We start from the raw sequence: 21,250 nt of genomic DNA on the forward strand, positions 1-21,250 counted from the left end.
TACTCAACATATTATTGAAAGGAGTTCATATGAGTGTACATGATAAATTAAAGCGAGTAAGAAAACCCCGTGTCCATATTACCTATGATGTCGAAACCGAAGGTGCTGTAGTAAAAAAAGAGCTGCCTTTTGTTATTGGTGTTACGGGTGATTTTGCTGGTCACAACACCGCAGATTTAAAGCCATTAAAAGACCGCCGTTTTGTACAAATTGACCGTGATAACTTTAATGATGTGTTAAAGCGTATGAGCCCTAAGTTAAATATTTTAGTGCCTAATACTCTTGCCGGCGATGATTCTGAAATGAATGTAGCATTAGAGTTTAATAGCATTGAAGACTTTGAACCTGCTGCCATTGTTAATCAGGTTGAACCATTAAGAAAATTAATGGAAACTCGTAACAAACTTCGTGATTTGATGACAAAAGTTGATCGCTCTGAGAATCTCGAAAATATCTTAGAAGAAGTGTTAAATAACACTACCAGCCTAGACAAGTTGGCTGGTGAACTTAACCTCAAAGGAGCGGAATAATGAGCATGGAAGCCGCGTCATTAGATGCTGTATCTGAAGAGCAAGCACAGAGTGTTTCTATTTTAGAGCAAGCTATCGTTGCTACAAAGCAAACCGATTCTTCTCGCGCAGAAGAATTAATTCGTTCGTTAACCGAAGAAGCCCTTAAAGGTACTGTTCAGTGGGATAAAAACCTCACTGTGACATTCAATAAGGCTATTAATCGTTTAGATGACGTTATCTCTAAACAATTAGCTTCAATTATGCACAATGAAGAACTGCAAAAACTTGAAGGTAGCTGGCGTGGTTTGCACCATACCGTTAAAAACTCTGAAACCAACGAAACACTTAAAATTCGTGTAATGAGTTTGTCTAAAAAAGAACTGCATAAAGATTTAAGTAAAGCGGTTGAGTTTGATCAGAGCCAAATGTTTAAAAAGATCTATGAATCAGAGTTTGGTACTCCGGGTGGCGAACCTTATGGTTGTTTAGTGGGTGATTATGAATTTACTAATCATCCAGAAGATGTTGAATCATTGTCATTAATGTCTAATGTTGCCGCTGCTGGTTTCTGTCCATTTATTTCGGCTGCAGGTTCATCTTTATTTGGTTTTGATGAGTGGACTGAACTGAGCAAACCTCGCGATCTTGAAAAGGTATTTGAATCTCTAGAATACACTCAGTGGCGCTCTTTCCGCGACAGTGATGATTCTCGCTTCGTGACTCTAACTATGCCTAGAGTGCTGGCTCGCCTTCCTTATGGTTCAGCGACCAAGCCTGTAGAAGAGTTTTGCTATGAAGAGTTTGAAATAGACTCAGAAAGTGGCCGTTCTAAAGTGGCTGATCATAATGACTATTGTTGGATGAATGCGGCTTACGTTATGGCTACTAATATGGGCCAAGCATTCAGTAAATATGGCTTCTGTACTGCCATTCGTGGCGCCGAGGGCGGTGGCAAGGTTGAAGGCTTGCCTGCACACGTCTTTACCAGTGATGACGGTGATCCAGATTTAAAGTGTCCAACGGAAATTGGTATTACTGATCGCCGTGAAGCAGAGTTAAGTAAATTAGGTTTCTTACCTCTTTGTCATTATAAGCATACTGATTATGCCGTGTTCTTTGGTTCTCAGTCATGTCAAAAACCAAAAATAATGACAAGCCATGATGCTACCGCTAATGCTGCAATTTCAGCACGTTTACCTTACTTAATGGCAACGTCTCGTTTTGCTCATTACCTTAAAGTGATGGCCCGCGACAAAATTGGTAGCTTCATGGAAGCAGAAGATGTTGAGTCTTGGTTAAATCGCTGGATTTTATCTTTTGTTAATGCATCTGAAGGTGGCGGACAAGACATTCGCGCTAAGTATCCCTTGGCTGACGCTAAAGTTGTGGTGAAAGAGATCCCTGGTCAACCGGGCTCATACAATGCCGTTGCCTGGTTACGTCCTTGGTTGCAGATGGAAGAGCTTACCGCGTCTTTACGTTTAGTCGCAAAAATCCCTAAAGTAGGATAATCACCCGCTAACGCAGTGACCCTCATTTGTTTTCAAGGATAGAAACAAACGATGCCTCAAGAAACCATTTCATTTGTAACAAGTGAAATTTTCAAAGAAGATACTGGAATTAAAAAGCCAGTATCTTCAACGACAAAGGCACTAAAAAATAAACACTTAGTCGAACGATTCTTACGAGAGTCGGATTCGACTAGGTCGTTATTGCTTTGGTTAGAAAACTCGAGCCATTCACTGACTCAATTTGATAAAACCTCCGTATTACCTTTTCTGCTTAAGGCTATTGATCGTATCGATAGACAGCTAGAACAACAACTCAATGCCATCATTCATCACAATGCTTTTCAAGCTTTAGAGGCTAGTTGGCGTGGGGTATTGTATTTAGTTCAACAGCAAGATTTACATGACAAAGACCAGAAAGTAAAAGTTAAAATGCTCGATTGTTGTTGGACAACACTGTCTAAAGACATTAATCGGGCTATTGAATTTGATCAAAGTGATTTTTTTAAACTGATTTATAACAACGAATATGACATGTCTGGTGGCGAGCCCTTCGGCACGTTAATTGGTGATTATCAAATCACCCATAAGAACCGCCCAGGTGTGTCCACCAACGATATTGATATTTTAAAAGAAATTTCGCGTACTGCTGCGGCCGCATTTGCGCCATTTATCACTTCTGCCAGTCCTTCATTATTTGGTGCAGATGATTTTGCTGATTTATCTGCTCATATGAACATGGGCAAAATTTTTGAGCAGCATGAGTATATTAAGTGGAACTCGTTACGAAAAATGGATGATTCTCGCTTTATTGGCTTAACTATGCCCAACATCCTAATGCGTTCCCCTTATCTTATCGATGGTAGCCGCAGCGAAGGTTTTAAGTTTAAAGAATCGATTAAAAATCCCAAAAAAGACCATTTATGGGGTAATGCTGCTTATGCCTTTGGTGGTGTATTAATCCGCGCATTTAGCGAATCAGGTTGGTTTGGCCATATCCGCGGTTTAGAACCCGGTGCGCGTAAGAAAGGCCTAGTATGTGACCTTGCGGTCAGTCAATACGAGCCAGATTTATATCGAAAACGCAAGAAACCTTCAGTGGATTTGTTAATCAGTGATAGGGCTGAAAAGTCGATTTCTGATCAAGGCTTCATCCCTTTATCTCCAGTATCAGGTTGTGAACACTTAGTGTTTTACAGTAATGCCTCTGTGCAGAAACCACCAAAATATGAACAACTTGAAGATAATATTAATGCAAAACTATCCTCAATGTTGCAGTACATTTTGTGTGTATCTCGTTTTGCCCATTACATTAAAGTGTTAGGCCGTGAAAAAATTGGTTCACTTCATTCTGCCGAAGCTTGCCAGCGCGAACTGCAATTGTGGCTGCACAAATATACCACCGCTTCAGACGTATCTTCAGATGATGTAAGAAGTAAATATCCGCTGCGAAGTGCCCAAGTTCAAGTAAAAGAAATGCGCGGTAAGCCCGGCCACTTCTATTCGATTATTCAGTTACAACCTCATTTTCAGTTAGATCAAATGGTGTCCAGCATTAAATTGGTCACTGAGCTGACATCAAGAAATTAACACAAAGGTATCAAATGAAAAAGATTCAAGAAATGCTGCAAAATGGCCAGCTACAAGAAGCCATTCAGTTAGTTGAGACACAGCTAAAAGACGACCCAATGAACATTGATTTAAAAGGTCAACATATTGAGTTGTTGTGTATTAATGGTGAGCTTGAACGGGCAGACAAACAGTTAAACTTTTTAGTGCAAAAACACCCTGATTTTTTAATCGGTGCAGCTAACTTACGTCAGTTGATCCGAGCAGAACAAGCCAGAATCGATTTTATGGCAGGCAAAGCTGTACCTCAGCTTTTTGCTGAATCTGATGCCTATGTTGCAGCATTAATGAAGTTACGTTTAGCGATGGTCGACTCCCAAGATGATGTGACTCAATGCGCCAATAGTCTTGAAGATTTACGTCCGCAAGTCAGCCTACTTATTAACGACAAAACCAATCAAGAAATAAGAGATCTTGATGATACCTTAGGCGGTTTTATTGAGATTTTCGGTACTGACGGTAATTTCTATTTAGCTCAGTTATCTGAAATCGATTACATCAACTTTAAGCCGGTGACTTCGCTACTGGAAATGGTTTGGCGTCGAGTTGATTTAGCGATTAAAGATGGACCGTGTGGTGAAGCGCATATACCGATGATATATGCAGGTAGCGAAACTGACGCTCAAAAATTGGGACGAGAAACTGATTGGCATGAAGTTGCTACTGATGTGATTGCTGGCAAGGGCTTAAAAATGTGGCTCGCTGATGATACTGCAGTCGTACTCAATCAAATTACTAAAATATCCACCCCAGTCTTGCAGTAGGCGATAGTGTTGAGTAAAAACCAGCAACCCATAATGGCATCCATTCTTGACCGGTTGATAGATGATTCGCCCGGTGAACAGGATGTCAAAGATAGCCATCGAGGCCTTAACTTACGTCAGTTAAGGTCTAATGTTCGTCGTGATTTAGAGAATCTTCTTAATGCTAAATTACAGTGGCAAACTTGGCCGGAACATTTAACTGAACTTGACAATTCATTGATGAATTATGGTTTGCGTGATTTCTCATCCATGCCAGTTGCGAGTTTAGACGGTCGACAGATCCTCTGTAAACAGGTCGCCGATACTATAAAACGATTTGAACCCCGCTTTATAGAAGTGATGGTTGAGACGGTCGATAATGAACAGCCTTTGGATCGTGTTTTAAGATTAAAAATCAATGCACTGCTTTATGCTGAACCTGAGCCTGAATATATTACATTTGACTCAGAGGTTGAGCCGGTCCATTTAGCGATGATAGTGAATGAGGGAATTGTGTGAATCAGGAATTATTGGAGTATTACAATCGTGAATTGGCTTTCATTCGTCATATGGGGGCCGAATTTGCTGAGCAATATCCTAAGGTTGCAGGTCGTTTACGATTAAGTGATGAGCATGTTGAAGATCCTCATGTATCACGCTTAATTGAAGCATTTTCTCTGCTCACCGCACAAATTAGACAGAAACTTGATGATAGCTTTCCTGAACTCACTGAAGCGCTATTAGGTCAATTGTACCCTGATTATCAAGCGCCTATTCCGTCAATGACTGTGATTAAGGTGACGACTGAAAACTTATCGACCACAGGGGTATTATTGCCCAGGCTAACGCAAGTCGATACTCAAGTTGAGGGGATGAAATCCTGTCATTTCCAAACGTCATACGACATGAAGTTATGGCCTATTGAAGTTCAACAGGCTCAGTTTCAAAATGCACCGTTTAATGCGCCTGAACCTCAGTGGCCAGAACGGGCAAAGGCAATAATCAAGCTTGATATCGCGTGTGAGTTTGACGAAATTAGTATGCCAAGCCTTGGTGTAGATAAATTACGTTTTTTCTTAAATGGCCAAGACCATCAAACTTTTCAACTTTATCAATTACTGTTTGAGCATAGTCTGGGTTTTGCCTTAGTTAACGAGCAGCAAACTGTGTGCAAATTTTTAACTAAACGGCACTTAAAAGCCGTTGGATTTGAAGATGAGCAACAAGTTATTCCTTATAGCCAACGGACCAGTTCTGGTTACCGGTTATTGCTGGAGAATTTTATTTTCCCTGAAAAATTCTTATTTTTTGACATAGATGATTTAGAGGGAAGTTGGCAAGGAATAGACAGTAAGTTCTCACTGTATATTTATTTAAAGGAAGGCTCTCAAGATTTAGAGAAGCAAGTGAGTGCAAATCATTTTCTACTCGGTTGCACTCCAGTAATCAACTTATTTGAGCAAAAATTAGAACCAGTAAGTATCGATGCTTCGCAATACGAATATAAATTAGCTGCTCGTTATTCTGACTCTGAAGTGACTGAGATCATCAATATCCAAGAGGTTATTGCTTATGATCCGAAAGACAATAAAGTTGAAGTCACACCATTTTATGGCGAATCACATCCGCAGTACCTTGGTCACAATAATTTATTTTGGCATGTTAGAAGAGAGTCGGCGAGTTGGTCAGGTGGCTATGCTGAACTAGGAACTGAATCATTTTTATCTTTAGTTGATCATAATTTTAAAGGCTTTAAGTCGGAAGATGATTATGGCGCTTGGATCTTAAGTATTACCGCTCAGTGCAGTAATCGAAATTTACCGGCCCATCTTCCGTTTGGCAACAATGAACCGAAAATGTTTGTCCCTGAACGCGCCGATATCATCAAGCATGTAAAATGTTTGCTTGCGCCAACATTACCCGTTCGCGCATCCCTTAGTGACGCTTCTCGATGGCAGTTAGTGACTCATCTATCAATTGACAGTTTTAGTGGAAAAGATGCACTTCATAATTTAAAAGAAACCCTTAAATTATACGATTTTAAGTGTTCACCAGAAAATAAAAATTTAATCGAGAATATTCACTTTGTTGAAGTCACTCCTGATACTGCACGAGTCAACCAACATGGTCGGATTAGCTTTTGCAGTGGCAGCCATATTGAAATAACCTTTATTAAAGATCATTACTCTGGCAGCGGAGTATTCTTCTTTTGCACAATATTAGACCACTTCTTTGCACAATTTGCTGCAATCAATAGTTTTACCCGTTTAAGTATGCGCTTTAAAGACCATAATTCAGTCGCTTATACCTGGCCTGCACGTTCAGGACAAAGGCCGTTGTTATGACCCAAAATGCGATGCATCATCAGTTGCAGGCCATAATTGAAGCGCCCTCTGAGCATGATTTCTATCAAGCTGTTTATCAGTTTCAACAGCAGTTATCTCAAGGTCGCGAGCAAGGCTTTAAAGTTGGGTACGATACGATTCCAAGCAAAGAGCTGTTGCGGTTTAAATCAGATCAGCACCTTGGTTTTCCGGGGCAAGCCATCAGTAAAGTAGAGGCTAAACATACCAGTCAAAAGGCTAAGGTTGCCGCTGATATGCATATATCATTTATGGGGTTGACTGGGCCAAGCGGGGTATTACCTTCGCACTATACTGAGTTAGTCTTAGAGCGTTTACGTCATAAAGATAGCGGTATGCGTGATTTTTATGATTTATTTAATCATCGAATTATTTCACTATTTTATCGGTCATGGGAAAAGTATCGCTTCTCAGCTAATTATCAATCCCATGAAGATGGCGCTACGGATAGTTTTACTCATGTTTTGAGTTTACTCAGTGGTAATAAATCATTAAACCGCTATTACGCTGGTTTTTATCATAATAAAACTCCTACGGCAGAGTCATTACGAAGCATGTTGAATGACTTTACTGGCTGTAATGTCCAAGTTTGTTCTTTTCAAGGTCGTTGGCAATCTCTGGCTAAGACAGAGCAAACCCGATTGGCTAGTCGAAGCATGCTAGAAGGCCAATATGCGCGTTTAGGTGTCGATGCCAGTATTGGCAGCCGAGTATGGGATATCAACTCCAGTATCAGTATTCATATTAAGCCTAAAGAAGGTGCGTTGGTTAATGCATTTATGCCAGGGACAGCAAATTGTAAATCACTTAAAAAACTGGTCTCAAGCTATTTAGGTCAGTCAGTCAAATATAAGATTTTTCTAGAAATAAAACAAAAAGATGCACCGAAAGCACAATTATCCAAGTCTGCAATTGGCTTGGGGCTTGGTTGTGGTTTGATCTGCCGTGCAGAGTATGGTGAGCAAATAAAAAGCTTAATGATTTAATTAATAAAGGACTATGAATATGTCAGCGATGACTTTGAGTAAATTGGTTGGAAAACTTAATCCAGTATGTCGACAATCTTTAGAAACTGCTGCCAGTGTATGCCATAGCCGCAGTCAATTTAGTGTTGAAATTGAGCACTGGTTACTAGCATTATTAGAAAATGGTTCTGGTGATTTAGACATCATCATGGCCAGCTTTTCAGTGCAAAAAGATCAGTTGATCAACGACATTCGTCAGGGATTAGAAAAATTTAAAACGGGTAATAGTGCGGCTCCGAGTTTATCGCCACACATTGTCAGTTTATTACGTCAAACCTGGTTAAATACCAGCATTGAATTTAATGATAATGAGACCAGAACGGCCTATCTTATTTTTACGTTATTGACGGATGATTCGTTAAACTCCTTAGTATCACGCTCTGCTAAACAGTTACTCAAAATCGACCCTGCGCAGCTAAAACATGCTTGGCCACAACTTGCGCGTCAATCTACAGAGCATAAAGTGTCGAGTACCGATATTGAAGAAACTCAGGCAATGCAATCTGCGCCAAGCAAAACACCAAATCTAGATCAATTTACGCAAAACTTAACCGAACAAGCTGAATTAGGCAAGATTGATCCTATCCTTGGTCGTGATAATGAAATAAGGCAAATGATCGATATTTTAACTCGCCGTCGTCAAAATAATCCTATTTTAACCGGTGAGGCCGGCGTCGGTAAAACGGCCGTAGTGGAAGGTTTAGCACTTAAAATTGTTCAAAAAGAAGTACCAACTGCATTGCAGAATGTCCGTATTCATGTGCTCGACTTGGCTTTATTACAAGCTGGAGCTGGTGTAAAAGGTGAGTTTGAAAATCGTTTAAAAGCGCTTATTAACGAAGTTAAACAATCGGTTAAGCCAATAATTTTATTTATTGATGAAGCACACACTATGATCGGTAGTGGTGGACAAGCAGGGCAAAATGATGCTGCTAATTTATTAAAACCTGCCTTAGCCCGCGGCGAATTACGTACTATTGCGGCAACAACCTGGGCTGAATACAAAAAGTTTTTTGAAAAAGATGCAGCCTTGACTCGTCGTTTTCAGGTTGTAAAAATTGATGAGCCATCTCCTCTGCAGGCGATTGCAATGATGCGAGGACTATTACCTGTAATGGAAGGCCATCATAAGATTCTGGTTTCAGATCAAGCGTTATGTGCCGCGGTAAATTTATCTCATCGTTATATTACTGGACGTCAGTTGCCAGACAAAGCCGTGAGTTTATTAGACACAGCTTGTGCCCGTGTGGCTATGAGCCAAGCATCGACACCGGGAATGGTTGAGTCCTTACAGCGACAAATTCAGCAACTCGATACCCAGATTAATATTCTCACTCGCGAACAAAAAACCGGTGCAGATCATAAAAAATCCATTACTGAATTAACCAAGAAGCATAAGTTACTCTCAAAAGCACTTGAGCCATTAATGATCCAGTGGCAGCAAGAGTTGAGCACGGTGAAGAAAATTGCTGATTTAGTGACGCAAATCCAATCATCACAGACTGATACTGTTGCTCAATTACAGGAACTGACAGAGTTGAAGGCTAATTTAGCTGTCAATAAACAGCCTATGGTGCATTGGCAAGTTGATGAACAACTTGTTGCTGAAGTGATTTCCGACTGGACTGGGATTCCTGCAGGAAAAATGCAAAGTGATGAAATTAAAACGATTTTGAACTTGAAAGAAACCATGTCTAAGCGGGTTATCGGGCAAGATCATGCATTAGATTTAATTGCGAAAACGGTACAAACGTCGCGCGCCCAATTAGGTGATGAAAAACGCCCAATCGGTGTGTTCTTGCTGACGGGACCTAGCGGTGTAGGAAAAACTGAGACCGCACTAACCCTAGCTGAGCAAGTTTATGGTAGTGAAGATAATGTCACCGTTATCAATATGTCAGAGTTTAAAGAAGAGCATAAAGTATCCCTACTATTAGGCTCACCTCCTGGTTATGTCGGCTATGGCGAGGGGGGAGTATTAACCGAAGCTGTTCGCCGTAAGCCCTATAGCGTTATTTTATTGGATGAAATGGAAAAAGCGCATCCTGGTGTTCAAGATATTTTTTATCAGGTTTTCGATAAAGGTATGATCAAGGATGGAGAAGGGCGAGATATCGACTTCAAAAATACTATTATCATTATGACCTCAAATGCTGGAACTGAAACCACCATGGGGTTGTTTGAAGATGAACAGATTGCGCCCTCTATTACTGGTTTGCGTAAGGCGCTTCAAGATGATTTATTGGGCTACTTTAAACCCGCATTTTTAGGCCGCTTGAATGTGATTCCTTATATTCCTCTTACTCAATATATGCTTAATGAGATCACGAAATTACAATTACAGCGAGTTGCCCATCGCTTAGCAGAGCATTATCAAGCTAAGTTCACTTACAGTGATGATGTCGTTAGCCAAATCGTGTCTATGTGCCAAGATGCTGGTTCTGGCGCTCGAAATGTGCACAATATTTTACAGAATACAATGTTGCCAGATCTTTCTGTTAAGATTTTAAACAATATGGCGAATAATAAAAAAACAACTAATGTAAAAGTTAATGTCGTAAAAGAAGAATTTGTATATAAAATTTAGGTAAACATAAAGGGTATATAACCGGAAATATAAATAATCATTTAGTATTATTAATTAGATTTTTAACATTACATTTGAGGTCTATATAATAAGGTATATACCCTTTGTGATGTTATGTAGTTATTACTGATGTGATAATAACTATATAATATTTATATTTTTTATTTATCTAAACGATTAGTTGATTATCAAAGAACCTTTGATATAATCCTCATGCTTAATAATGAGGACTCACTATATTTAAATGGATAATACAGTTATGTATTATTTGTTGATATGTGCATTTTTAATAAATTGAAATATTAAGTTTGAATTGTTGAACTTATAAAACTGTCCATTAATGGATGACATCCACGCAAAAGGAGCATTAATAATGCAAGCGAATACATATTTAAACTATGAAGGGATTAAAGGCGAAACCACTGCTGAAGAATTCAAAGACATGATTACTGTGTTATCAGTCGATTGGAATATTAGCCGTGAGATCAGTTCTTTCACTGGTACTGCTAAAGACCGTGAAGCAAGCTCTACTCGTTTAGGTGACGTTACCATTACTAAATTGCAAGATAATTCTTCAACTGACTTGTTCAAAGAAGCAACTATCGGTAAAGGTAAAAAAGCGGTTTTTCACATCACTAAACAAGGTGACAAAATCGAAGAAATCATGCAAATCGAATTAACCGATGCAATGATTTCTAGCTACAGCGTTTCAGTTCATGGTGACCGTCCAGTTGAGACTATCACTATCAGTTACACTGAAATGATGATGGCTGTTACACCTACTGATGACAAAAACAACATTACTGCAGCGCTACGTTATGGCTACAGCGGTGTTAAAGGTCAACAAATGTAAGTTGTTTGTGATCTTAAATCTTGGGGGGAACTTGTTTCCCCCAAGATCTTTATTCTTAACGACTGAGGCAAGGAATGCTTAAGGCCACTCAAAAAAATAATATCATCAGTATCACTACGCCATTAGGTAAGGATGTTCTGTACCTAACGCATTTTACTGCCACTGAAGCTATTTCACAGTTATTTTCAATCAGTGTATCAATGTTTACTGTTGGTACTCAGATTAGTCTCGATAGTTTAGTGGGTAAAAACGTCTGTATTACATTACGTAATGCCGAAAGTGATGGTGCTGCTCGGTACTTTCATGGGGTCATAAGTCATCTCGAGTCTGCAGGTATGCGGACGGCTGCTTCAGATGATGCGCAAAATTATATTGATTATCAAGCTGTTATTGTGCCTCAAATGGCACTAATGAAAAAACGCAGCAACTGTAGAATTTTTCAAAATAAGTCTGTAATTGACATTATTAAAGACTTATTTGGTCAACATAAAGTCGAATTTCAAAATAAAACTACCAATACTTATCCTCAGTATGAATACTGCGTGCAGTATCTAGAATCAGATTTAGATTTTGTTTGTCGCTTATTGCAACAAGAGGGTATTTTCTTCTTCTTCGAGCACAGTCTTAGTGCCCATACCCTTGTACTTGCTGATGATATTAACGCCTATAAACCTTGCGCAGAAGAGAAAGTCCGATGTTTTTCAGGACATTTAGCTGAGTCACATGTATCAAACTGGCAAGGTGGAATGAGCATGGTCAGCGGTGGCTTTATTCAAAAAGGCTATGACTATGAACAACCTAAGCTTTATCCATCAGGTAATCATAATAAAGCGGATCTCCCAGAACAAAGTGCCCTTGAAGTGTATGACTATCTAGGTGAATCAGAATTTAATAAACGTGCTCAGCCCTTTGCCAATAATCAGCTTGAAGCCCTGCAAAAAGATATGAACAAATGCAGTGGTCAAGGTGATTGCCGCAGTTTCATGATAGGCAAATTTTTTACATTTAAAGATCACGAAAACGTCAGCTATAAAGGTAAGAGCTTTGTTATAAGTTCTTTAAGAACCTCAGCGACACAACCTAATCAGTCTGGCGCAGGTCAATCTATGTCTGGGTGCGTGTATCAAAATGATTTTGAATGTGTTCCAAAAAGTACCCCATACCGTTCACAACTTCATTTGCGCAAACCATTAATTAATGGTGTGCAAACTGCTGTGGTTACTGGTGAGCCTGGTGACGAGCAACATATTGATAAATTTGGCCGCGTTAAAGTGCAGTTTCACTGGGATCGTGAAGGTGAATTTAACAGTAAAAGTTCGTGTTGGATCCGTGTCGCACAGAGTTGGGCGGGTAATAAATGGGGCGCATTTTTCTTTCCTCGCGTTGGTCAAGAAGTACTTGTTGAATTTATTAATGGTGATCCGGATCAACCAATTATTAGTGGTGCTGTGTATAACGCAGACTTAATGCCACCTTATGCCTTACCAGCTAAAAAGACCCAGTCTGGTATTAAAACACACAGTACTAAAGACGCTGGTGCAGACAATTTTAATGAATTACGTTTTGATGATGAAAAGGGTAAAGAGTTACTATTTTTTCAAGCAGAAAAAGATCACCATCTCAATGTTAAACATGATCAAAAAGATACCATAGGTAATGACCGTTTTACTGAAGTGGTTAATAACGAGAACGTTAAAATTGGCAACGATCGCCTAGAAGATATTGGTAATAATGACAGTTTAAACGTTGGCAAAGTGCTCAATATTGAAGCTGGCAAAGAGATTGTGATTAAAACGGGCAGTGCATCTATCAAAATGAGCAGTGATGGTTCTATTTCTATAGAAGGGACAAACATCACCATAAAAGGCACCAATGTTAAGGTTAACGGCACCAGCATTGCCTTAAAAGCTGCTCAAATTAAGTTGAATTAGTCATGTCATCATCTCGTTATCCTGGAGTCGGCCTGTTAGGGCCTTTTTGTCGAGGCCATGAAATTACCTGTCAATTTGGGTATCGACACTTAATCTGTAAACCGGTCGATAAACCGCAAGATCCACTGCTTAATACACCTAATATGACCTTGTGGGTTAGTGCAACATTTGGTGAACAGTTTTTAGTAAATCGACACAGCTGGAAGAATTCACCAGATTTGTTGTATCTAATTTATTGCTATTTACACAATGATACCTATTTGGCTGTTCAACAATCTGAAGCGCAAATTATCAGTATCATTGCATTGGCGTTGGAACAGCGTGCTTTATTGGTTATCCCTTTAGATAACGAATAAACCTCTGGAACAACACATTACAACAAATAAAGGAATATTTGATGGGAATGCCCGCAGCAACGCTTACATGCATGCATCTTTGTCCTAAAACCAATCCCGGTCCTGTACCTCATGTTGGCGGTCCTATTGTAATGGGGTCTGGCAATGTTCTTATTGGTTCATTACCCGCAGCACGTAAAGGTGACAAGTTAATTTGTGTTGGGCCGCCTGATACGATTAATGCAGGTTCAAGTTCGGTATTGATTAATGGCAAACCCGCAGCCCGAATGGGAGATGGTACCGCTCACGGTGGGAAGATTATTGTAGGTAATCCTACAGTGATGATTGGCTAGAACGAACAAGGATTGTGGTAAATGAATTTGATTGAGAGTTTTAATCTTCTGCTGGCGCAACGACAAGTTATGTTGTCGTCGTTTCAGTGTATGCCAAAAAACATTGAAGATAATACTCAATCGTTAACGGTCATTTTAAAGATGATCCAGCAAAAAAAAGATCCTAATTGGCCGTTACTCAGTGCCAATACTCAGGAGCAAATTGTTGATGCTTTTGAAACTGATGTGCAGTTTAGCCCAACTGACAAGGTAGTCATTTTATCTCTGTTGTTACAACTGCACTACAAGGCTCAGCCTACAGCGCAATCACATATCGTTGAGGCATTATTTGCCAGCAGTCTTGTTGATGCTAGCCAATATAGCCCTGCATTTGCACTAATGGCTAGCCAACTTCAATTTGATAAGGTTAGTTTTACTGCAAGCAATAAGACTCCTGAGCAAATTCAGCAATATATCTTGTTGTGCATCTATCGTGGTAAACGCTTAAAGCGTAACGATGGCATTAATTCACTGAACATCCCTCGGTCGTCACTGACGTCTTTATACATTGAAATGCTGATGTCTAGCATTAATGAACCAATAGAGCTCTATGGCTTATTCAGTCAATTAGATTATTGCCACAGTGCTCTTTTTGAAGTGTTTATTATTTCATTAGACGAAGCCATATTAACCAAAGTGTTCAATTTAATGAGTCAGAATGTTGATTTGACATTAAGGGTCATCGAGCTAATGGGCTATTCAGGTTTTAGTAAATTTGTGCCTTTTTTAGCTCGAGCTATGCAGCAACCAAATCAAACTTTAGTGGCTTTTAGCGCATTGAGAACTATTTTAGGCCCCGAGTTAGATCAATCGGTCCCTTATCAATGGCAGTTTGAGGAAGATGAAGCCGAACGTTGTGAATATTTACAATTTTACAGTGCTAAATTATTGCATCGTTGGATGCTATTAGCCCTTAAAATGCCTGAAGTTAGATTGATTAATGGTATTGAAGTCAATCCTGCTAGTATCGATAAAATCATTCGTTACTCTAGTCCTGTTCACCAACGAATCGCTTATTTACACAAGCTTAGGCTCAATAATGTAGTCAATCACAGCCCACAACGAGTGAAAGTCGCCTTATGATTATGCATGCAGAGGCTATTGAAATCGTTGTGGGGACCTATCAAAATCCACTACAGTTGCTCAACCTACCTTTATCTGAGGCGGTTGATTTCGAGTATCAATTTGATGGTCAACACATCGCTGCGGTAATGGCTCAAGGCCTGGCTACTGAGTCTCAATTAAGCCGTATCATCGATATGTTACACAAGTTGCCGATCCATGACGAAGCTCAGTGGCAGCCTTACCGAACTCAGCCGATTTTTTGGATTTTACCCCATTTAGAAAAACAACAACTTGTGGATTGGGTAAGTCGTTTACATGCACTTTTCCCACATTGCTTTGAACATCCTCATAGCCGATTTTTTCCTATGGGAAGTGCTGGGTTTTTCTCTGCATTGAGCGCATTAAAGGCATTACCAGTCGATAGTCAAAGTGCGATATTTATTGCTGTAGACAGCCTGTATTTTGCGCTTTCAGATTTGCAAAATGAGCAAGAGCTGATTACCCAGCAACAAGATAGTGGTCGTTGTCCTGCTGAAGCGGTCATCATGGCCAACATCAATGTTGCAACTGATGGTATGCACGTTTTGGATTTATTCCAAGAGTCATGCAGCTTGGTTCAGCAAACTCAGGCCATAAAAACCTTATTTAACCGAGCTTGCCAAGTCGATGATATTGATCAACTGTCGCAGCTTTATTTACCCGGTAACCATTCGACAGTGACAGACAATTGGCTTAATGCTTACGAGCAATTAGCGGGCAAAATTAATCAAGACACACAAATTACCCAATCCAGCTATTTTACTGGCGACATAGGTTGCGTGGTAGGATTATATAACTTTTTACACATCTATAATCGCTATCAAAAACAGACGGTTACAGGAATAAGTTTACAACTTGAAGTGTCTCAACAACTTCATCTTGGTGTGGCAATGTACTCATGGATAGAGAAGGCATAAACGAACATGGCAGTCAGTAATTTCTATTTTAAAGGTCATAACCGTTACATTGTTATCGCGCCTGCCAGCGCGTCAACCCCTGCTGGGTTTCAATTATCTACGTTTGAACAAAATAATAATATTAGTACCATTATTAATGAAATCTCGCCTCATTTAGTCCGCGACCGTAACGCTTTAATTCATGCCAGAAGTTTGGTGATGAACGCCGGCGTAAACGTGACTTTATCTGCCAGAGATATTACTCATAAACTCAGTGACATTATTGGGCGTAATTTACTCCGAGTGTATCTCGAAATGCCCAAACAACAGATTCAATCCTCAACAGAAATCGCTAGCGTTGGAGCGAGTTCGACGAATAAAAAATCCCCCAAAGACAGCAAGGGTAAACAAACCTCTGCATCAGTTCAGTCTGGTACTGTGACCAATCATTCTCCGACGGAAGTGAGCATCGATAAACAAGAGTGCCGCAGCGATCCGGTTTCGATGCTAAGTGGCGAAGAAATTTTACCGTTAGTCGATTTTGAGCTTAATGGTTTAATGCCGCTAACATGGCGCCGTTTGTATCGTTCGAGTAAAGTTGGTACTAACGTTGGTATGGGGTACGGCTGGCGTCATAACTTTTGTGTACAGCTAGATCATCAATATCAAGCACCTGCGAAAGTCGGGCCTAAAAAACCTGGTAAATATTGGTTTGAATTAACCGACGATGAAGGCCGAGTGCATGTTTTTGATTCGGTCAAACGTGGCCAGACCAGCATCCAACTTTCAACAGGTTGGTCGTTAGTTCATCAAGCCGACGGTCGTCAAGTACTCATCAAGCCAGATGACAGTCATTGGGCTTTTGTAAAGCAACAGGTTGCAGGCAAAGATGTTTGGCAATTAGAAAGCATTAGTAATCATCAAGGCCAATATTTTCAGCTGTATTATGATCATCAAGGTCGTTTAACCCAAATAACCACAGGCCCAAAACGTGGCGTATTGTTATTTTATAATGCACAGAGCAACTTATTAAAAGTGGCTTCGTACATGTTAGATAACCAAGGTAACAAACAAGTTCATCAAAATTTGTTAGCCAGTTATCAATATGACGACGCTCAAGCACTTATTGCCGCCACTGACATCAATGGCCGAGTAGAGCGCTACAGTTATGTCAAGGTCAAGTCAGCCGACATCACATCTGACAGTGATCATCAATATAACCCTAAAAGTACCACTTATTTATTGCAGCGCCGAACACGCGCATCTGGCTTTAGCCATCACTTTGCATGGGACGGACAAGATCACCAAGCCAAGTGCATTGAGCAATGGGGTGATGATGATATCTATCATTATCATTTTGAATATACAGCACTCGTTCACGGCGTAAAAAGCCGTTGTACTGACTCTTTAGGTCATAGCGAAACTTTTATTCACAATACACAAGGGCTGTTGACGGAACACCACAACCCGAATGGCAGCATAATACGTCATCAATATGATGCAGTTGGTCGTAAAGTGGCCACCATTGATGCCTGTGATAATAAAATACAATATAACTATAACCATCAAGGACAGTTACTGGCTGTTATTCAAGCCGATGGTGGCACTACGCGGTTTGAATATAATCGTTTAGGTCAAAGAATTGTCACCCGAGATGCCATCGGTCGAACAGCTAAAAGACATTATGATGCCACTGGGCGATTACTGTCTGAAACAGGTTTTGATGGTCGTCCAAGTCATTATCAATACAATGATGCTGGGCAGTTAACCCAAAAAATCGATGTTAATGGTGTAACACATCGCTACCATTGGGACCGCGACGGTGAATTACTTGCTACACAAGTCGGTGATGCGCTCACCCGTTTTAGCCATGACAGACTGGGGCGTGTTAATGCCACTATTAATCCCCAAGGCTTAGTCACTGAATTTATTCGTGACAATAAAGGTCAGATTATCGAAAGTAAATCCTATCCACAAGATAAACAAGATAATCAAGACAAGCCTGAAGAAGCCATTAGTCATTATTATCAGTACGATGATGCCGGACGTATTATTCGTCAGCGTCAACAGGCTGATCTGGCAGGCGATCACGAACTTAGTAACGATAGTGAGTACATTGAAAACATCATCGACTATGACGGTTTAGCCCAACCGCGCCAGCAAACGTTTGCCGATGGTAGTTGGCTGAAGTTTTTTTATGATAAAGAACGTAACTTAAACCGCATCGAGCGCAGTGATGGGGCGCAATACCGTATTGAATACACGCCAACAGAGCAACCTAGAACCTTAATTGGTTTTGATGGCCGCGAGCAACATTATCAATATGACGCTAATGACAAATTAGTTGCCGTGAACGACAGTGATATTCGGTTTGTTGAGCTTAAACGTGATGCCATGGGGCGAATTTGTCAGCAAAGTAGCCATGTCAAACTTGAGCCAAGTGCCACATCAGCGCTACTGAACACTCAGAACTTTTATCAATATAATCCTATAGGGCAAATCACTCGTGCCCATAACCAACACCGTACTGTGCAGCGACACCTTGACCCACAAGGGCGAATAAAACGGGTATTGCAAAGCCAGTGGCAACTTGACTATCAATATGATGACTCAGGTAACCGCAGTGGCTTAACCTTGCCAGACGGGCAACACATTGACTATCAATACAATAAAAACAGTCAATTAAGCGGCATTAGCTTTACAGGCAATGGCTCATCGAAGCCGTGTGTACAGCTGGCTCATTATCACTATCTGTCATCAGGATTATTGCACAAAACAATTCAGGGTAATCAACTTGAACTCAGTCATGCCTATGATAGCCATTCAAGATTAATTGAGCAGACATGGCGACATGCTCGCTCAGATAGCGCAGCACCAGAGCTTATATTAGAAGAGCTTGCCTCATCAGAGTCAGCACTATTTGCATCAAGACGTTATCAATACGATAAACAACATCAATTACTTCATTGTGAGAGCGAAGTAGTCGAGCAGGGCGCAACTAGTGAGGTTCAAACCACCCAAGGGCCTGAAACCAAAAGCGCGCCAGATGTTAAGCAATTTCGCTATAACAACATCAGCCAACTCGTCAGTGACAGTCATACTCGTGTATCGGATAACCCTACTGGTAACAAAATCCGTGTTCAGCAACAATACCAATGGGATGGATTCGGTAATCCTACCCATTCACTTCGTGCTGACAATAACAGTGCAGATGCCAGTGTTAACAGCCCAACAGCTGGCTTAGAGCGTGCAGAACACATTCAACACTCAGCGTCATCGGCTTTATCATCCGATACGGTAAGGCCCAATAAAAACAATCATGATGTAGTGGTAAACAATGACCGCTTAATGAGCATGGCTGGTGTCGATTACCGCTATGATGCCAGTGGCAACCAAATCAGCCAAATTGGCACTGGCGATAAACAACAGCGCAGTTTTAATGGCTTAAACCAACTGGTGCAAATCAACGTTAATGGCAAGCTGACACAATACGAATATGATGCATTAGGCCGTCGCAGCGCAAAAATCACTGAGCTTGGTCGCACCGACTTTATTTGGGATAATCACCAGCTAATTGGCGAATGCACCTTAGGTGAATACAGCTGGTATATCTATCAGCCCGACACTTTTACACCAGTAGCACTGATTAAAGCAGGGCAGGTTTATTATTATCACCTAGACCAACTCGGCACCCCAATTTGCTTAACCGATGAAAACGCTAAAATTGTCTGGCGCAGCCAACAAGACGTGTTTGGCCAAAGCATTGATCATGTGGATAGCGAGCATCAAATTGTTAACCCAATCCGTTTTCAAGGCCAGTACTTTGATGACGAATCAGGGTTACACTACAATCGTTTTAGGTACTATAGTCCTCAGCAAGCACGATTTATACATCAAGACCCTATCGGATTAGTGGGTGGGATAAACCATTATCAATATGCGCCTAATCCAGTGAATTGGGTGGATCCATTTGGGTTGAGTTGTAAAGAAATATCTTCAGAAGATACAGCGCATTTAAAAGAGTTAATAGAGAATAGTCCTGAGCGAGCTTTTTATGAGATTAGAGCTTTAATTCGTAATGGAACCTTTGATTTTTCAACAAGTAAAAATGGTGCTGTATTCTGGGGAACTTCTATGCATAAAAATATTAATAATATGGAGATAGCCCAGAATTGGGCTCGACGCTGTGGTAAAACTACTTTAGAACAAACAACTGGAGGTCAAGTACTAGAGTTACTTGATTTATTTTCGCCTAATCATAAATTTGAAGCTTGGAGGGCTGCAAAAATATGGAATATGGCATCAACCAAGTTTGCTGAAGGTGCTAGTGGTGATATCAATGTCTTTAATACAGGCGCGAATAGATTTGGACCTTGGGGTGAGCGTACATGGTGGCGTATAGAAAAACCTATACTTCAAAATAACGATTCAGTAAGCTTAATTACTAGGCGGAAAAAAGATGGTAACCCAGCTAAAACAGGACATATAAAAAATGGAAAGAGTTAACCCTGATTTATTTGTTAAGGTTGTGATCAATCGATATATAAATAAAAATAAAACTATAGAGGTACTTCGTAAATTTACTCATAGTTCTATTGGTACAATTATTGAAAACCTTGAAAATAAGGATTCAATTTTTGAAGTAAACCTTGTTAGCACAGATATTTATCGAGGCTCAACAGAATTGTCTTTAATTATTGACGCTTTGCAAGCAATAGGAGCGATTTTGTTAGTCTCAGTTAATGGGGAGTATGTTGAAACTAAATGCTTTCTATCTGAACTTAATACAAAACTTAAAAATGTAGAAAGAAAGGATATTTATTAGAATTAGCTATAGATTTATACGAAGAACTATGTGTTTTATTGAAACAGAATTGAACTGAAAAATAATAAACTACCTAATACTAGGGCAACCACATGAGTGTGCGTTTTTTGAACACTACGAATGATTTCAGTACGTTATCACTTCCAATCATTCATGAAGTGATAACGTACTGAACAAATATAGCTCTAAAAACATACTCAATCTGTATGGAAAACGTTCAAGATCTTGCCCTATACCTAATTACAGTCATGATTATTCATAATTTTAAAGTTAATGATCTTATTTTTTTAGATCTAAATATAACAAAAACAGGGAAGTTACGATGTCATCTATAAAAATAACTCAAGCTGTCGGGCTGGGTGGCGCTAACAATTTAAACGATGTAAAAGCTGTACAAACGACATTAAACAAATTACTCAAACTCATTCCTCCTACAAAATCATTAATTGTTGATGGCCGTTTAGGCTCTAGCCCTGAAAGCTCTAAAACCGTTGCAGCGATTAAGTTATTTCAAAGCAAAGTACTTAATATGCTACGTCCAGATGGC

Annotated in this window: 16 protein-coding genes and 1 pseudogene; all 17 read left to right on the forward strand. The window is 40.0% G+C overall.

From position 1 onward, the window contains the following. Nucleotides 1–29: 29 nt before the first annotated feature. A complete protein-coding gene (tssB, locus tag H5114_RS04075) occupies nucleotides 30–530 on the forward strand; it encodes a type VI secretion system contractile sheath small subunit (RefSeq protein ID WP_124015787.1) in 501 nt (166 codons plus the stop codon). Beyond that, nucleotides 530–2,023, forward strand: coding sequence for a type VI secretion system contractile sheath large subunit (tssC, locus tag H5114_RS04080; protein ID WP_182697093.1), 1,494 nt, complete (start codon nucleotides 530–532; stop codon nucleotides 2,021–2,023). Before tssB ends, tssC (H5114_RS04080) begins: the two co-directional genes overlap by 1 nt. 51 nt (nucleotides 2,024–2,074) lie before the next feature. Then, complete coding sequence (gene tssC / locus H5114_RS04085) at nucleotides 2,075–3,610, forward strand: type VI secretion system contractile sheath large subunit (RefSeq protein ID WP_182697094.1); 1,536 nt, start codon at nucleotides 2,075–2,077, stop codon at nucleotides 3,608–3,610. Between the two features lie 14 nt (nucleotides 3,611–3,624). Continuing rightward, nucleotides 3,625–4,413, forward strand: coding sequence for a type VI secretion system accessory protein TagJ (locus tag H5114_RS04090; protein ID WP_124015789.1), 789 nt, complete (start codon nucleotides 3,625–3,627; stop codon nucleotides 4,411–4,413). Between the two features lie 6 nt (nucleotides 4,414–4,419). After that, nucleotides 4,420–4,911, forward strand: a complete 492-nt coding sequence (gene tssE, locus H5114_RS04095) for a type VI secretion system baseplate subunit TssE (protein ID WP_371697234.1) — start codon at nucleotides 4,420–4,422, stop codon at nucleotides 4,909–4,911. Then, on the forward strand, nucleotides 4,908–6,737 hold the full coding sequence (gene tssF / locus H5114_RS04100) for a type VI secretion system baseplate subunit TssF (protein WP_124015790.1): 1,830 nt from the start codon (nucleotides 4,908–4,910) through the stop codon (nucleotides 6,735–6,737). The genes tssE and tssF overlap by 4 nt, the downstream gene beginning before the upstream one ends. Further along, the gene (tssG, locus tag H5114_RS04105; protein WP_182722283.1) at nucleotides 6,734–7,741 is read left to right on the forward strand and encodes a type VI secretion system baseplate subunit TssG; all 1,008 of its coding nucleotides are present in this window, start codon (nucleotides 6,734–6,736) and stop codon (nucleotides 7,739–7,741) included. Before tssF ends, tssG begins: the two co-directional genes overlap by 4 nt. A gap of 19 nt (nucleotides 7,742–7,760) precedes the next feature. Further along, nucleotides 7,761–10,367, forward strand: a complete 2,607-nt coding sequence (gene tssH / locus H5114_RS04110; protein ID WP_182722284.1) for a type VI secretion system ATPase TssH — start codon at nucleotides 7,761–7,763, stop codon at nucleotides 10,365–10,367. A gap of 373 nt (nucleotides 10,368–10,740) precedes the next feature. Beyond that, a complete protein-coding gene (locus tag H5114_RS04115) occupies nucleotides 10,741–11,220 on the forward strand; it encodes a type VI secretion system tube protein Hcp (protein WP_124015793.1) in 480 nt (159 codons plus the stop codon). A gap of 74 nt (nucleotides 11,221–11,294) precedes the next feature. Then, on the forward strand, nucleotides 11,295–13,151 hold the full coding sequence (gene tssI, locus H5114_RS04120; protein WP_182722285.1) for a type VI secretion system tip protein TssI/VgrG: 1,857 nt from the start codon (nucleotides 11,295–11,297) through the stop codon (nucleotides 13,149–13,151). A gap of 2 nt (nucleotides 13,152–13,153) precedes the next feature. Continuing rightward, entirely contained in the window at nucleotides 13,154–13,507 is a 354-nt protein-coding gene (locus H5114_RS04125) for a hypothetical protein (protein ID WP_124015795.1), read from the forward strand. A 41-nt stretch (nucleotides 13,508–13,548) separates the two neighbouring features. Further along, nucleotides 13,549–13,839 (forward strand): PAAR domain-containing protein, encoded by a 291-nt coding sequence (locus tag H5114_RS04130; protein WP_124015796.1) that lies wholly within the window; start codon nucleotides 13,549–13,551, stop codon nucleotides 13,837–13,839. A gap of 21 nt (nucleotides 13,840–13,860) precedes the next feature. Continuing rightward, a complete protein-coding gene (locus H5114_RS04135) occupies nucleotides 13,861–14,961 on the forward strand; it encodes a hypothetical protein (protein WP_182722286.1) in 1,101 nt (366 codons plus the stop codon). After that, nucleotides 14,958–15,899: a hypothetical protein gene (locus tag H5114_RS04140; RefSeq protein ID WP_182722287.1), complete on the forward strand. Its 942-nt coding sequence runs from the start codon at nucleotides 14,958–14,960 to the stop codon at nucleotides 15,897–15,899. The genes H5114_RS04135 and H5114_RS04140 overlap by 4 nt, the downstream gene beginning before the upstream one ends. Nucleotides 15,900–15,905: 6 nt before the next feature. Then, nucleotides 15,906–20,384, forward strand: a complete 4,479-nt coding sequence (locus H5114_RS04145) for an RHS repeat-associated core domain-containing protein (protein ID WP_182722288.1) — start codon at nucleotides 15,906–15,908, stop codon at nucleotides 20,382–20,384. Next, nucleotides 20,371–20,703 carry a hypothetical protein gene (locus H5114_RS04150; protein WP_182722289.1) on the forward strand — a complete coding sequence of 111 codons (333 nt, stop codon included), beginning with the start codon at nucleotides 20,371–20,373 and terminating at the stop codon, nucleotides 20,701–20,703. The genes H5114_RS04145 and H5114_RS04150 overlap by 14 nt, the downstream gene beginning before the upstream one ends. A 322-nt stretch (nucleotides 20,704–21,025) precedes the next feature. Further along, a pseudogene (locus tag H5114_RS04155) lies at nucleotides 21,026–21,250 on the forward strand (peptidoglycan-binding protein); the annotation flags it as partial.

This window comes from Shewanella sp. SR43-8, assembly GCF_014163775.1.
Taxonomy (GTDB): Bacteria; Pseudomonadota; Gammaproteobacteria; order Enterobacterales; family Shewanellaceae; genus Shewanella; species Shewanella vesiculosa.